This is a genomic window from Mycobacterium sp. 1245499.0, assembly GCF_001673615.1.
In the GTDB taxonomy this organism is placed as follows: domain Bacteria; phylum Actinomycetota; class Actinomycetes; order Mycobacteriales; family Mycobacteriaceae; genus Mycobacterium; species Mycobacterium europaeum_A.
This window is the reverse complement of the sequence record NZ_LZMG01000035.1, coordinates 1-766: the sequence shown is the minus strand read 5'-3', so window position 1 is coordinate 766 and position 766 is coordinate 1. Positions and strand designations below refer to the sequence as shown.

Annotated in this window: 1 protein-coding gene; it reads right to left on the bottom strand. The window is 64.9% G+C overall.

Features of this window, described 5'->3' with window-relative positions; all coding sequences use genetic code 11:
* Nucleotides 1–37: 37 nt before the first annotated feature.
* On the bottom strand, nucleotides 38–766 hold a 729-nt coding region (locus A5646_RS01485; RefSeq protein WP_231998207.1), incomplete at its 5' end, for an SDR family NAD(P)-dependent oxidoreductase.

Below are 766 nucleotides of genomic sequence, written 5' to 3'. Positions count from 1 at the left end.
GTGTGCACGCCGCACCCCTTTCCGGACGGATCGGCCGTCAATCCATGGCGAGGCCGCCATTGACCTCCAGGCAGTGGCCAGTGATGAAACCGGAATCCTCGCCGGCCAAAAACGCCACCGCCTTGGCCACCTCTTCCGGCGTGACGAGCCGCCCCATGGGATTTGTCGCCCCGAGCTGGCCTACTTCTTCGGCCGTCAACAGCGAGTTCGCCGTCGGGTCGGCGACCGTGGCGGGCGAAACGAGGTTGGCGGTGATCTGGTGTGGAGCCAGCTCGAGTGCGACGTACCGGACGAACTGATCCATTGCCGCCTTGGCGGTTCCCAACGTGATCATGCCTTGCCGGGGCCGACGGGACAGCACCGTAGTGAGATAGATCAACCTGCCATAACCGTGCGAAATCATCTGGGGTGCAACGGCTTTTGTTAGCAGAAAGGTGGCATGCAGCTCGCGGTCCAGTTTGCCGCCGAGCTGCTCCCAGCTCAGATCGGCGAACGAGGTGACGTCGTAGGGGATCAGTGCGTTGTGCACGAGCACATCGATGCCGCCCCACCTCTCGTTGGTTTCGTCGACCATTACGGCGACGTCGTCGGGCTGCGTGACATCGGCCCGGATCGCGGCGGCCACGCCACCGGCATCGGTCACAGCCGCCACCACCCGGTCTGCCTCGTCGGCGCTGGACCGGTAGTTGACGACCACCCGGAATCCCTGCTCCGCCATGACCAATGCGGTTGCCGCCCCGATGCCCCGGCTAGCTCCGGTGATCAC